General features: G+C 70.2%; 12 protein-coding genes. 10 read left to right on the forward strand and 2 right to left on the reverse strand.

The window, feature by feature from the left end; genetic code table 11:
- Positions 1 to 3 precede the first annotated feature (3 nt).
- From LXN57_RS16180 to LXN57_RS16190, 3 genes are all read left to right on the forward strand, one after another.
- Entirely contained in the window at positions 4 to 843 is an 840-nt protein-coding gene (locus LXN57_RS16180; protein WP_251798984.1) for a shikimate dehydrogenase, read from the forward strand.
- Positions 844 to 1,003: 160 nt separating this feature from the next.
- A complete protein-coding gene (aroC, locus tag LXN57_RS16185; protein ID WP_251798985.1) occupies positions 1,004 to 2,182 on the forward strand; it encodes a chorismate synthase in 1,179 nt (392 codons plus the stop codon).
- The gene (locus tag LXN57_RS16190; protein WP_251798986.1) at positions 2,182 to 2,706 is read left to right on the forward strand and encodes a shikimate kinase; all 525 of its coding nucleotides are present in this window, start codon (positions 2,182 to 2,184) and stop codon (positions 2,704 to 2,706) included. Before aroC ends, LXN57_RS16190 begins: the two co-directional genes overlap by 1 nt.
- On the opposite strand, the gene LXN57_RS16195 is transcribed toward LXN57_RS16190, so the two are convergent.
- Entirely contained in the window at positions 2,595 to 6,014 is a 3,420-nt protein-coding gene (locus LXN57_RS16195) for an NACHT domain-containing protein (RefSeq protein ID WP_438872881.1), read from the reverse strand. The two genes, LXN57_RS16190 and LXN57_RS16195, sit on opposite strands and share 112 nt — an antisense overlap.
- Here LXN57_RS16195 and LXN57_RS48595 point away from each other — a divergent pair.
- From LXN57_RS48595 to LXN57_RS16205, 3 genes are read left to right on the forward strand one after another with little or no spacing between them, the layout of a single operon-like run.
- Entirely contained in the window at positions 6,013 to 6,339 is a 327-nt protein-coding gene (locus tag LXN57_RS48595) for an alcohol dehydrogenase catalytic domain-containing protein (RefSeq protein WP_438872882.1), read from the forward strand. The genes LXN57_RS16195 and LXN57_RS48595 overlap by 2 nt on opposite strands.
- On the forward strand, positions 6,273 to 6,965 hold the full coding sequence (locus tag LXN57_RS16200; RefSeq protein ID WP_251798988.1) for a zinc-binding dehydrogenase: 693 nt from the start codon (positions 6,273 to 6,275) through the stop codon (positions 6,963 to 6,965). The genes LXN57_RS48595 and LXN57_RS16200 overlap by 67 nt, the downstream gene beginning before the upstream one ends.
- 10 nt (positions 6,966 to 6,975) lie before the next feature.
- Positions 6,976 to 8,910, forward strand: coding sequence for a hypothetical protein (locus tag LXN57_RS16205; protein ID WP_251798989.1), 1,935 nt, complete (start codon positions 6,976 to 6,978; stop codon positions 8,908 to 8,910).
- Here LXN57_RS16205 and LXN57_RS16210 read toward each other — a convergent pair.
- Positions 8,901 to 9,599 (reverse strand): Clp protease N-terminal domain-containing protein, encoded by a 699-nt coding sequence (locus tag LXN57_RS16210; RefSeq protein ID WP_251798990.1) that lies wholly within the window; start codon positions 9,597 to 9,599, stop codon positions 8,901 to 8,903. The two genes, LXN57_RS16205 and LXN57_RS16210, sit on opposite strands and share 10 nt — an antisense overlap.
- A gap of 88 nt (positions 9,600 to 9,687) precedes the next feature.
- Between LXN57_RS16210 and aroB the strand changes: the two genes are divergently transcribed.
- Genes aroB through nusB form a run of 4 tightly spaced genes read left to right on the forward strand, consistent with a single transcriptional unit; the run spans position 9,688 to position 12,237 of the window.
- A complete protein-coding gene (gene aroB / locus LXN57_RS16215) occupies positions 9,688 to 10,758 on the forward strand; it encodes a 3-dehydroquinate synthase (protein ID WP_251798991.1) in 1,071 nt (356 codons plus the stop codon).
- A complete protein-coding gene (gene aroQ / locus LXN57_RS16220) occupies positions 10,755 to 11,183 on the forward strand; it encodes a type II 3-dehydroquinate dehydratase (protein ID WP_251798992.1) in 429 nt (142 codons plus the stop codon). The genes aroB and aroQ overlap by 4 nt, the downstream gene beginning before the upstream one ends.
- A 60-nt stretch (positions 11,184 to 11,243) precedes the next feature.
- Positions 11,244 to 11,801, forward strand: coding sequence for an elongation factor P (gene efp / locus LXN57_RS16225; RefSeq protein WP_221378037.1), 558 nt, complete (start codon positions 11,244 to 11,246; stop codon positions 11,799 to 11,801).
- Positions 11,802 to 11,826: 25 nt separating this feature from the next.
- On the forward strand, positions 11,827 to 12,237 hold the full coding sequence (nusB, locus tag LXN57_RS16230) for a transcription antitermination factor NusB (RefSeq protein ID WP_221378157.1): 411 nt from the start codon (positions 11,827 to 11,829) through the stop codon (positions 12,235 to 12,237).
- Positions 12,238 to 12,397: the final 160 nt, after the last annotated feature.

Below are 12,397 nucleotides of genomic sequence, written 5' to 3' on the forward strand. Positions count from 1 at the left end.
GGCGTGATTCCGATTCGCCGGGCTGCCGTGTGCGGCCAGCCGATCGCCCACTCGCTGTCGCCGGTGATCCACAACGCCGGCTTCGCCGCGGCGGGGCTGTCCGGCTGGTCGTATTCGGCCGTCGAGTGCGCCGAGCCCGGCCTGGCGGCGCTGGTCGGCGGTCTCGGGCCGGAATGGGCCGGGCTGTCGCTCACCATGCCGCTCAAGGAAGAGGCTCTGCGACTGGCCGCGGTGGCGACGCCGGTCGCGGTGGCGATTGGTGCGGCCAACACTCTCGTACGGCGGGAGGACGGAACCTGGCAGGCCGACAACACCGACGTGCCGGGCATAGTGCGCGTGCTGCAAAATGCGGGCCTCAAGCCCGCCCCCTCGGTAACCGTGCTCGGCGGCGGCGGCACCGCCCGGGCCGCGTTGGCGGCGGCCGCTCAGCTCGGCGCGTCGGCCGTTACCGTGGTGACCCGCCGGCTCGAAGCCTTTGCGGGGCTGGCGCCGGCCGCCGATGCGCTCGGCATCACGCTGCTGAGCGTGCCGTGGGAGCGCGCGCCCGAGACGTTCCAGGCCGACGCGGTCATCTCAACGGTTCCCAAAGGCGCGAGCGATCACCTGGCCGGGTCGGTGGCGTGGCGCGACGGCACAGTGCTGTTCGACGCGATCTACGACCCGTGGCCGACGCCCCTGGCGGCCGACGCGCTGGCTCACGGCGTACCCGTGATTTCGGGTCTTGACCTCTTGCTGGCCCAGGCGCTGAGCCAGTTCGAGCAGTTCACCGGCGTCACCCCGGCCCCGGAAGAGGCAATGCGCAGCGCACTGCTCGGGGCGGCCGCGGCCCGCGCCTGTGGATAACTGAGCCATCACGGCTTGACAAGGCGTAACGTCCCCATCCTCTTCCCCTGAGGTGGGCGGGGGCTGGGGATGGCGACGCGCGCGCGAGGCGAAATTCCGGAAAGCGGGACGACGGCAGGGCAGCGGCGGCCGCTCTGCGCGACGTGCCAGACTGTGATCCGTGTTGCGCTGGCTAACCGCAGGTGAATCGCACGGCCCCGCCCTCGTCGCGCTGCTCGAGGGGGTGCCCGCCGGTGTCGAGGTGACGACCACCGAGATCGGGCGGGACCTCGCGCGCCGCCGTCTCGGTTACGGCCGCGGCGCCCGCATGAAGTTCGAGCAGGACGTCGTCGAGGTGATCGGCGGCATCCGGCACGGGCTGACGCTGGGCAGCCCCGTCGCGATCCGGGTGGCCAACTCCGAGTGGCCCAAGTGGGAAACCGTGATGGCGGCCGACCCGGTCCCGGCCGAAGAGCTGGCCGCGCAGGCCCGCAACGCGCCGCTGACCCGCCCCCGCCCCGGCCACGCCGACCTGGCCGGCATGCAGAAGTACGGGCACACCGACGCCCGTCCGATCCTCGAGCGCGCCAGCGCCCGCGAGACGGCCGCCCGCGTCGCCGTCGGTGTGGTCGCCAAAAACCTGATCAAGCAGGCGCTCGGCATCGAGGTCGTCTCGCACGTCATCGAGCTGGGCTCGGTCGCGGCCAAGACCGGTCTGATCCCCACGCCCGAAGACGCCGAGCGCATCGACGCCGACCCGCTGCGCTGCCTCGACCCCGAGGCCAGCGCCCGCATGGTGGCCGAGGTCGACGCGGCCAAGAGCGACGCCGACACGCTGGGCGGCATCGTCGAGGTGCTGGCTTACGGCGTACCCCCGGGCCTGGGTTCGCACGTCCAGTGGGACCGCAAGCTCGACGCGCGACTGGCCGCGGCCCTCATGTCGATCCAGTCGGTCAAGGGTGTCGAGATCGGCGACGGTTTCACCCAGGCCCGTTCGCGCGGCTCGGTGGCCCACGACGAGATCGTCCCCACCCCCGACGGCGTGAAGCGGGTCACCGACCGGGCCGGCGGCCTGGAAGGCGGCATCACCAACGGCGAGCCGTTGCGGGTGCGCGCCGCGCTCAAGCCGATCTCGTCGCTCAACCGCGCCCTGCAGACGATCGACGTGACGACGGGCGAGCCGACGACGGCGATCAACCAGCGCTCCGACGTGGTAGCCGTGCCGGCTGGGGCCATCGTCGCCGAAGCCATGGTCGCGCTCGTGCTGGCCGAGGCCGCGGTCGAGAAGTTCGGCGGCGACTCGGTGGCCGAGATCCGCCGCAACCTGGCCGGCTACCTCGACAACCTGGTCATCCGCTGATGGCGCCGCGGGCCGTGTTCGTGGGCGCCCCCGGCGCCGGCAAGTCGACCATCGGCGCCGCGGTCGCCGAGCTGCTGGGCGTGCCGTTCGCCGATGCCGACACCGTCATCGAGCAGCGGGCCGGCAAGCCCATCCCCGAGATCTTCATCGACGACGGCGAGGACGCGTTCCGCGCCCTGGAACGGGAGACGATCGCGGCCGGGCTCGAGGAGTTCGACGGCGTGCTGGCCCTGGGCGGCGGCGCGATCCTGCACGAGGGCACCCGCGAGCTGCTGAAGAAGCACACCGTGGTCTACCTCTCGGTCGACCTGAGCGACGCCGTCAAGCGCGTCGGCCTCGGCGCCGGCCGCCCCCTGCTGGCCATCAACCCCCGGGCCACCCTGAAATACCTGCTCGACCAGCGGCGGCCGCTCTACGCCGAGGTCGCCACCCACACGGTCAGGACCGACGGCCGCGAGCCCGCCGACATCGCGACGGAGGTCGCCGCCCTGCTCACGTCCACTGACGACGCAGCCGGACAGTAGACGGCAGTCCTCGTCGGCCGACGACTTTGCTCCGCTGGGAGACGTCGATGGTGAGCACTCCTCCCCTTCCAGCTTCGGAACGGAGTGAGGTCGATCGAGTCCTCGACGTCCCAGATCTCGATCTGCTCGATCTGCGGCAGTCGCGCGAGCGGTCCGAGGTCCACCGGCGCGGCCGGGGACAGGGTGATCTGGGTCAGTCGAGGCGTCGCCTCGAGCGTTTCCAAACGCCGACTGGCCGCCGGAAACGCGATCAGCCTGGTCAGCGAGGGCAGTTCCTTGATCGCGGCAAGGTCCCAGTCGTCCTTCACTCCGCTGAGTTCGAGCTCGTCCAGACGAGGGAAAAAGGAGTTCAGGGAACTCAAGCCATCGGCGCCCAGTACGGCCAGTGGCAATCCGAGTCGGCGCAGTTCGCTCGGTGGTCCGAACGACGCGCTGTGTTCTCCATCGAGGAAAAGATATTCAAGAGACTGCATGCTGGTCAGCGCCGAGACGTCGGTCACTTCCGGATGTAGCCGCACATCCAGGCGCCGCAGCTGTGCCATGTCAGCGATGACCTTGATGTCGCGCATGCGGACCGAGGACTCCCAGATGATGCCCAACTCTTTGAGGCTTTGCATGCCGGCCATCGCACGTAGGTCGCCGGCCCCCACGCGGGTCGCCCCCACCACCACCTTTTCGAGTGCCGGGTATCGGCGTAGGTCGCCGAGATTCTGACATCTGTCGCCGTACAGGTAGATCTCTTTGAGCGCGGGCGCGTCCGACAGCTCCGCGACGTCGACCGAACGATTGAAGTTGGCTCGGATGCTGCGCAAATTGCTCAGGTGGCGGGCAGCACCCAAGAGGGCGGGTTCGCGTACGGGGATGTAACCGCCCACCAGCGGCGCATTCGCCAAGACGCGCCGCGCGTACTCGTCGGGATCGAAGGTCCGCCAGCAATCGGCCAGTTCCAGTTGCACCAGATAACGAGGGTCGTGGGCGTACCCGGCGAGGATTTCGAGCGCACGAGGGCCGTTGACCAGGGAAACGGTCTGAATCAGCGCCACGGCCTGGCTGTCGGAGAGCCCGTCGAGCGAGCGCGGCAGCCGGTCCAGAATCGGCTCGCCGACGATGTAGAGCGATCGCGACTCCACCGGTCGCCGAGGCGGGAGAAGCCGATCGAGGCGTCGGTGAATGTCGTCGATCAGAGTCGGCGGATCGAGCGACGGCATCGTCTCCAGACAGGCGGTGGCCAGCAAGACCAACGTACGGCGGTGGCGAGGCTCTTGGTCGGCGCGAGCGAGCAGACCTTCGATCAGCTCGCGTCGCATGCGGCTGTTGCCGTGTCCGGCCGCCATCACGATGGTCTCGCGCCAGGTGTCCAGATGGGCCTGTCCCGCCAGCATGCCGCCCATGTCCTGCTCGGCCGCCTCTCGCGCGGCCAGATACTCCTGAAAGGTCCGGTGGACGAAATCGATCCGTCCCACCGCAGGTTCGCGCAGCATTCCGCTCCGCTCGACCAAGTGGGTCAGCACGGTTCGGGCATCGGCCGACACTCGCGGCATACCGGCCAGTCGACGGCGGAGGTATTCGATCGCCTCGGCCCGAGACAGCTCCGATCGCCCGTTCAGCGAGATCCGCCAGGCCAGGTCCTGCAGGAGCTGAAGACGCTCGCGCACAGACATCGCAGGAAGGGCCGAATGCACGCCGCGCTCGGTGTCGCGCCGGTGCAGCAACATGTCGACGGCGGCCTGATAGATGCCCATGCGGTCGGGCGGCAGACTGGCCTCCCGGTCGAGGTTGAGCGCGCACAGCATGGCGGCCATCAACGGGTTGCCCGCCATTCGATAGAGATGCCGGCTCGCCGTCAGCTGGGTCAGAAGTGATTGTTCGTAGTGAGGCAACCTTTCGGGCAGGCAGGGCAGCGATGGCGAGGAGAGTGCCGCGCGATGCCACTGTTCGATCAGCGCCCGGACGTCGGCCGGGGTCAGCCGTTCGAGGGTCAGCGACTCGAAGTCCTCGGCGGCCAGCCACCGTACCGGGGCGGCAGGTGGCCTCGAGGTGACCACAGCGAGCGATTGGGGATAGGCATCGAGTAGTTCCCGCAGCCAGGCCCGGACTTTCGGCCTCCGCTCCGCGGGCAGTTCGTCGACGCCGTCGACCAGCAGCAGCGCTCGTCCCTCTTCGAGCTGACGGTGCACCCATCCGGTCGGCATCGTCGCGGCGATCGGGTCGGCGACTCCGGTCAGGAACTGCTCCGGCGCCGGCAGCGTCTCGGGCCAGCTTCGCAACTTCACCAAAAAGGGCACCCGGCCGTTCCAATCGGCGAGCGGACCGGTGAACCGTTGGTTGGCTGCGGTCACGGCCAGCCAGCGCAGCAGTGTGGACTTGCCGGCCCCGGCCTCGCCCCGGATCAGCGTGCGGGTGCGCTTGGCGAGCGCCCGTTCCACCCGCTCCCTACCGGCGCTGTCGGGCCGCGCGTGCCGAAGCAGAGTCGGCTCCCAAGCAGGCGGAGGTTCCCTCACCCCCGCGCCGTCGTCGCTGACGGCCAGGCTGATGTAGGCGACGTTGAGTGTGGTCCGGGGGCGGAACTGCGTCTCGACGCCGACAAGTTCGAGCGCGTTCAACTTGTTCGTGAGCACCTCGGCGTACCGCGGCCGGAACTCGGTCGGCGAGAGGCCATCCACGGTGAGATGCCGCAGGGCCTCGGACATGATGCCGGTGATCTCGGTGAGCCGGCCCAGCATTTCCACCGCCGCCCGATTGCCGAACGGCGATGTGCGTACGACGAATTGAGTGAAGCACCGGCAGCAGTCGTCGAGCGCCAGGTCGTAGAGGCGTTCCGCCCCGGCTGACAGCCCGGCTGGCGGCATGTCCGCTCGCAGGAGAGCGGCGAGGCGTGCTGGGTCGAGGTCGGCCGCGAAGAGCGCGTTGTCGGAAAGGTCGGCCCGCCGGAAGGTGTCAGCGACGGCTTCGAAGGCGGCGACTGCCTCGTACTGGGGCAGGGCAGCGAACCGGGTGGCGGTCAGCGGCGCGAGTCGTTCGGCCACCTCGTCGACAACGGTCTCGATCTGTCGTTCGCCCCGGCGGCGGGTGAACTCGTCGGTGGCCTTCTGCTTGAGCAGTTCGCTAAGAGGCAGCGTGCGTTCCCGGGCTTCCCGGCGCCCACCCAGCCATCTGGTGAACAGCGGCGTCACCACCGCGCGGCCGACATTGACCAGCGCTGTCTCGATTCCGGTCAGTGGAACCACCCCCACGGCGACCTTAGGACACCAACCGGTGTGACGGACGAGACGGCGCCGGCAGGCTCGGCGGGACAAGGCTGGGCGCATGACACGAGCGGTGCGATTCGATCACTACGGCGACGTGGATGTTCTTCGCATTGACGAGGTGGAACGCCCGGTGCCCGCGGCCGACCAGGTGCTTGTCGAGGTGGTTGCGGCCGGCATCAATCCCGGTGAGGCGTCCATCCGGTCCGGCCTGCTGCACGAGCGATGGCCTGTGACGTTCCCGTCCGGCCAGGGCAGCGACTTCGCCGGGCGCGTGGTCGAGACCGGGGGTCGGTCACGGAGTTCGCGGTCGGCGACGAGGTGCTCGGCTGGTCGGACTGGCGATCGTCGCAGGCCGATTACGTCGTGGTGCCGGCCGACCACCTGACCCGCAAGCCGGCGGCGCTCGACTGGATCCGGGCGGGCGGCCTTTTCGTGGCCGACGTGACGGCGTTCGCGTCGGTGCGTGCGGTTCAGTCGAAAGAGGACGAGACCGTCGTCGTCAGCGGCGCGGCAGGTGGGGTGGGATCGCTCACCGTCCAGCTCGCCCGGAACGCCGGTGCGCACGTCATCGGGGTTGCGAGCGAGGCCAACGCGGCCTGGCTGCGCAGCGTCGGTGTCACCCCGGTGGCGTACGGCGAGGGCCTGGCCGACCGGCTGCGTGCGGCCGCCCCGGACGGCATCGACGCGTTCCTGGACACGTACGGCGGGGGTTATGTCGACCAGGCCGTCGAGCTCCGGGTCGACTCGGCCCGGATCGACACGATCATCGACTACGCCGCCGCGCAGAAGGCCGGCGCCAAGATCGAGGGCAGCTCCACCGCCGGCGACGCCGAGATCCTCTCCTTCCTGGCCGGCGAGCTGGCCTGGGGCCGGATCGTCCTGCCGATCGCGGCGATCTATCCGCTGGACGCGGTGCGCGAGGCCTACTCCGAGCTGGTGGCGCGGCACACCCGCGGCAAATCGTGCTCGCCACCGAGCTCTCCGCGAACGCGGGCCGCCTTTCGTCAGTAGTCTGCGGCGCATGGACGTCGATCTGCGGGTGCGGCCGGAGCTGTTGAAGGAGCTCCGCCGCCACGCCCGTGGGCTGGTGTTCGCGGTCGGGGAGCGCGGCAGCGGCCGGTCGGCGACGCTGGCCGCCTTCGCCGGAGAACTGCGCCAGGATGACGAGCCGCCGATCGTGGCGTGCTACCGGTTCAGCAATGACCCGGCCGAGCTGCTGAACCGCGCTTTGCTCGCGCAGCTCGTCGCGGCCGTGGCCGAGTCGCCGCACGCCGAGCGTCAGCTGTGTGCTCTGGGAGAGAGCCGGCGGCTGGACGAACCCGGCGATCTGCTGGCCATGCTGCGCATCGCGGCGCGGGTGAGACCGGTGGTGTGCCTGCTCGACGATTTCTCGGCGGCCGACCTGGTCTGGTGGCGGCTGTTCCTGCGGGACAGCGCGCCCGAGCTGGCCCGGCTGCCGCTGCTGATCGTGGCGGCGCTCGACGCCGGCGAGGGGCGGATCGTGGATCACCAAGATCTGGCTACCTCGCTCGACTCGTGGTTCGCGTCGACTGTGCGGCTGGGCCCGGCCGGCGCCGACGAGCTGGAGGCCCAGATCGGCGGGCGCCTCGTCGAGCCGCTGCGGTCCGACGTGTTCGAGCTGGCCGGCGGTGGAGCGGGCCGGGTGGGAGATCTGTGGCGGGAGCTGGTCGACGGAGGCGCGGTCGAGTTCGATCGCGACGAGTGGCGCTGGCGCTGGGGCGAGCCCGAGGACCACTCCGGTTTTGTCCGGGACGCGTTCGACCGGCGGATCCGGCAACGCTGCCCGACCCCCGAGGAGTGCGCGCTCGCCTGGGCGGTGGTGCGGATGGCGGCGATCGAGGGCCCCGAGTTCACCCCGGCCGCCGTGGCAGTCGCGTTGCACCGGATCGGGTGCGACGGGTGTGACGACGTCGACGCGGTTGTCGACTTCATCGACGAGGTGCTGGCCGGCCCCGAACTGTTCGAGGTGGGCGACACGGCTTGGCGCTGGCGCGACCGTTACGCGTACCGTGCCCGCTTCTTGCACCTGGGACACGCGGAGGCGCTGCGCCGGTTCGGGCTCGACGACGAGGAGAGGAGGGACTGGGCGGCGGCGCTGGGATATGCGCTGGAGGAACTGTACGTGGGAGCGGCCGACCACATCGGCCCGGTGCTGGCGGGTGTCTGGGCGCAGGCAGGGGAGCCCGATCGGGCAGGGTGCGCCGGCGCCCTTACCGAGCGGCGCCGGCGTGGGCTGATGCGGGACGAGGCCGCTGAGCCCGTGGACCACCTGATCTACGTCGACCACCTTCTGACCGAGGCCCGCGGGGCGGCGCCCAGCAATCCGTGGCGGGCGCTGGAACTGGGCCGCCGGGCCCTGAGCGAGGCGGAGCGGTCCGGTTCGGGCAACGCTGTCGCGCTGTCGCTGGTCACCATCGCCGCCGGCCTGCAGGCGCTCGACAAGGCCGGTGAGGCGTTGCCGTACGCATCAAGGGCCGCCGCTGTCGCCGGAGCTCACCCGTCCACCCGGCGGAGAGCCCTGACAAGCCTCGCGTCCTGCCGCCTCGCGATAGCCGAGGACGGTGACCTGGCCGAGGCCGAGCGGATCAGCGACGAACTGCTGGCCACCGCCACGTCGGCGACCGAACGCCGGACAGCCCATGCTCTGCGGGAGCAGGCTCGGGCCGCGGAGTTGTTCGGGACCGGCGCATTGCCGGAGGCTCGCGCGGTGCTGCTGGCTGCCCCCGACCCGAGCTGTCTCCGGCTCCTGCGAACGATCGCCGATCGGCTGGGCGACACCGCCGTCGCCGAGGAACTGGCCCACCTCTCGCTCGTGCTGGCCTGGGACGACGCCCGGCGGCGAGCCTGGGCCGGGCAGGACGCCGAGGTCGCCCGGCTGGCAGCGGCGCTCGACGACCTCGGCGGCTACCTCCGGAAGCTGCACGCTCAGGCCTGACGCTCCAGGCGCTCGATCCGTTCGATCAAAGGCGCCAGTTCCGCGCGTACGGCGGTCAGCGGATCCGGCGCCGGGCCGATGTTCTTCCGCAGGTGGGCATAGCCGGTCAGCGCCGCCGAGACCGCGCGCCGGGTGGCCTTGGGGTCGAGTCCGCGCGAGCGCAACAGGTCGCCGGCCGCCCCGTCAGGCTCGGCGGCCAGGGCGATCAGCAGGTGCTCACACCCGACGTAGTTGTTGCCCAGACTGAGCGCTTCGCCCGCTGCCAGTTCCAGTGCGGCGGCCGCCTTGGGGCTGAAACGCAGGCCGTCCACGTCCGCTCCCGGTTCGGGAGCGGACGGCGCCGTGAGCGAGGACGGGCTGATGTCCATGGCCGTCAGCAGTTGCAGGGCCAGGTTGCCACCCTCGGCCAGGATGCCGTGCAGCAGGTCGCCGGTGCTGACCGTGGTCGCGCCGGCCTCGCGGGCCCGCTCGGCGGCCAGGCTGAGCACGGTGACCAGCCGCCCGGTGAGGCTGGGGAACTGCTCGGCCAGGTACGCGGCGTCGACGTCGGTGAGGACGGCCTGGCGGATCGTGGTGATGCGGCGAACCGCCTGGTCGAGGGCGCGCTGGCAGACGGCGCTGACCGGCACGCCGGTCTCGCGGACGGCTTCGGCGAGGTCGTCGGGCAGGTAGACGTTGATTTTCGGCATGGCTCAGTTGTAACCCCGATGGGGGCATAAAGATATAACCCCATTTTCGTACGAGGCGCGCCCGTTTCCGTCGGAGGCGGGGGATAGGGTGACCGCCGTGGTGACACGAATTCGGGTGAGCGGTGACCGTCCGTACGACGTGCTTGTCGGTCGTGACCTGGCGGGTGAGCTGCCCTCGTTGATCGAGGGTGCGGCCCGTGCCGCGGTGCTGTTCGCCGCCCCGCTGCGCGAGCAGGCGGCCCGCGTCGCCGCGGCGGCCGGCGTGCAGACGGTGCTGATCGAGGTGCCCGACGCCGAGCGCGGCAAGACCGTCGAGGTCGCTGCCGGGTGCTGGGACGAGCTGGGCCGGCACAACTTCACCCGGACCGATGTGGTGATCGGCGTCGGCGGTGGCGCCGTGACCGACCTGGCCGGCTACGTGGCCGCCAGCTGGCTGCGCGGGGTGCGCTGGGTGCCGTGCTCGACGTCGCTGCTCGGCATGGTCGACGCGTCCGTCGGCGGCAAGACCGGCGTCAACATCGCGGCCGGCAAGAATCTGGTGGGCGCGTTCCATCCGCCCGCCGGGGTGCTGTGCGACCTCGACTCGCTGCGCACCCTGCCCGCCGACGACCTGCTGGCCGGCCTGGCCGAAGTGATCAAGTGTGGCTTCATCGCCGACCCGGCCATCCTCGAGAAGATCGAGGGCGACCCGGCGGCCGCCGTCGACCCCGGCGGGCCGCTGCTGCGCGAGCTGGCCGAGCGGGCGATCCGGGTCAAGGCCGAGGTGGTCAGCGTCGACCTCAAGGAGTCGGGGCTGCGCGAGATCCTCAACTACGGCCACACGCTGGGCCACGCGATCGAGAAGCGCGAGAAATACACCTGGAAGCACGGCCACGCCGTCTCGGTCGGCCTGATCTTCGCCGCGGCGCTGGCTCGGCTCGCCGGTCGGCTGGACGCGGCGACGGCCGGTCGCCACCGTGCGATCCTCGAGTCCGTCGGCCTGCCCACCCGCTACCAGGCCGAGGCCTGGCCGGAGCTGTTGAGCGCGATGCGTGTCGACAAGAAGACGCGGGCCGCCACCCTGCGGTTCGTGGTCCTGAACGCCTTGGCCAAGCCGGACATTCTGAGTGGGCCGGACGAATCGCTCCTCGAGCAGGCGTACGCGGAGGTGGCGCGATGATCTACGTGCTCAACGGCCCCAACCTGGGCCGGCTCGGCACTCGTGAGCCCACGGTCTACGGCTCGACGACGTACGCCGACCTCGAACAGCTCTGCCTCGCCACGGGCGAGCGGCTGGGCCTGAAGGTCGAGGTGCGCCAGACCGACGCCGAGTTCGAGATGATCAAGTGGCTGCACCAGGCGGCCGACGAGGGCGCCGACGTGGTGCTCAACCCGGCCGCGTGGAGCCACTACAACATCGCGATCCGGGACGCGGCGGCCATGCTGCGCGGGCGGCTCGTCGAGGTGCACATCAGCAACATTCACACACGGGAGGAATTCCGGCACCATTCGGTCATCTCGGCCGTCGCCACCGGCGTCATCGCCGGGCTGGGTGTCGATGGTTACCGTCTGGCGCTGGAGCACCTGGCCCGATTCGTCGGTTAGGCCGCGACGTCGGTAAACTCGGCCGGTCACCGACAGATTTCCCCAACAGCAGGGCAGGACATGGCTTCCACGAACGACCTGAAGAACGGCCTGGTGCTCAACCTCGACGGCGACCTCTGGTCCGTCGTGGAGTTCCAGCACGTCAAGCCGGGTAAGGGTGGGGCGTTCGTGCGCACCACGCTGAAGAACGTGCTGTCCGGCAAGGTCGTCGACAAGACCTTCAACGCCGGCACCAAGGTCGAGACCGCGACGGTCGACAAGCGCACGATGCAGTACCTCTACCAGGACGGCGAAGACTTCGTCTTCATGGACCTGGACACGTTCGACCAGATCACGGTGCAGGCCGGCACGGTCGGCGAGAACGCGAACTACCTCCTCCCCGAGGCCGAGGCCACGGTCGCCACCCACGAGGGTGTCCCGCTCTACATCGAGTTGCCGACCAGCGTCTTCCTCGAGGTCACCTACACCGAGCCGGGCCTGCAGGGCGACCGCTCGACCGGCGGCACCAAGCCGGCCACGGTCGAGACCGGCGCCACGGTCAACGTGCCGCTGTTCATCACCACCGGCGAGAAGATCAAGGTCGACACCCGCGACGGCCGTTACCTCGGTCGTTCCTGAGATGGCCGAGGGTCCCAAGCTGCAGATGCCCGCGCGCCGCAAGGCACGCAAGCGGGCCCTCGACGTGCTCTACGAGGCCGACCTGCGTGACCTGCCGCCCCGGCAGGTCCTGGCCACCTACCTCGAGCGCATCGCGAAACCGCACCCCGACCACCTCGACTACACCGTCAGCCTGGTCGAGGGCGTGGCCGAGAACCTCGACCGCATCGACGAGCTGATCGCCAGCTACGCCGAGGGCTGGACGATCGACCGCATGCCCGTGGTCGACCGCAACCTGGCCCGCATCGCCGTGTACGAGCTGCTCTACGTGTCCGAGATCGACGACCCGGTCGCGATCACCGAGGCCGTCGAGCTGGCCAAGCAGATGTCCACCGACGACAGCCCACGCTTCCTCAACGGCATCCTCGGGCGGATTGCGGAGTTTGCTACGCGGTAGTGGTGTTTGAGTAAGTCGGAGGCTCCGGTCGGGATTCGCGATCGGGGCCTCTTGTGCTTCCACGATCAAGACCACATTCATCCCGTACGCGTCGTCGGCTCCGGCAACCGCACGGAGGGCGGCACTGGGCGTGCCGGCGGCCTGAGTGCGGCGCCGGGCC

Origin of the sequence: Paractinoplanes hotanensis (assembly GCF_023717965.1) — a bacterium.
Classification (GTDB): Bacteria; Actinomycetota; Actinomycetes; order Mycobacteriales; family Micromonosporaceae; genus Actinoplanes; species Actinoplanes polyasparticus.

Excerpts from the sequence above, each read along its gene's own strand:
- aroQ (WP_251798992.1), top strand. The coding sequence starts at position 10,755 with ATGATCTACGTGCTCAACGGCCCCAACCTGGGCCGGCTCGGCACTCGT.
- efp (WP_221378037.1), top strand. The coding sequence starts at position 11,244 with ATGGCTTCCACGAACGACCTGAAGAACGGCCTGGTGCTCAACCTCGAC.
- LXN57_RS16190 (WP_251798986.1), top strand. The coding sequence starts at position 2,182 with ATGGCGCCGCGGGCCGTGTTCGTGGGCGCCCCCGGCGCCGGCAAGTCG.
- nusB (WP_221378157.1), top strand. The coding sequence starts at position 11,827 with ATGCCCGCGCGCCGCAAGGCACGCAAGCGGGCCCTCGACGTGCTCTAC.
- LXN57_RS16205 (WP_251798989.1), top strand. The coding sequence starts at position 6,976 with ATGGACGTCGATCTGCGGGTGCGGCCGGAGCTGTTGAAGGAGCTCCGC.
- LXN57_RS48595 (WP_438872882.1), top strand. The coding sequence starts at position 6,013 with ATGACACGAGCGGTGCGATTCGATCACTACGGCGACGTGGATGTTCTT.
- LXN57_RS16210 (WP_251798990.1), bottom strand. The coding sequence starts at position 9,599 with ATGCCGAAAATCAACGTCTACCTGCCCGACGACCTCGCCGAAGCCGTC.
- LXN57_RS16195 (WP_438872881.1), bottom strand. The coding sequence starts at position 6,014 with ATGCGCCCAGCCTTGTCCCGCCGAGCCTGCCGGCGCCGTCTCGTCCGT.